This is a genomic window from Deinococcus sp. (assembly GCF_018260555.1).
Lineage (GTDB): Bacteria > Deinococcota > Deinococci > Deinococcales > Deinococcaceae > Deinococcus.
Genome location: NZ_JAGLBB010000174.1, coordinates 299 through 541, shown reverse-complemented (window position 1 = coordinate 541; position 243 = coordinate 299). Strand labels below are relative to the sequence as shown.

Annotated in this window: 1 protein-coding gene; it reads left to right on the top strand. The window is 67.9% G+C overall.

The window, feature by feature from the left end; translation table 11 throughout:
• Positions 1-12 precede the first annotated feature (12 nt).
• The coding region (locus QZ271_RS14475; protein ID WP_291432640.1) for an amidase family protein at positions 13-243 on the top strand (231 nt) is incomplete at its 3' end.

Genomic DNA, 243 nt, shown 5'->3' with positions numbered 1-243 from the left:
CTCTTGAGCGCCATGGCCGGCTTCGACGAGCGCGACTCGACCAGCCTGTCGCCGGAACAGGGCGGTCTGACGGAAGATTTTTCACGTGAACTGGGCCAGCCGTTGACGGGCTTGCGCATCGGCGTGCCGCGCGAGTACTTCGGCGAGGGCCTGGCCAAGGACGTGGAAGCGGCCGTGCGCGGCGCGCTGGCGCAGTATGAACAGCTGGGCGCCACCCTGGTCGACATCTCGCTGCCCAACACG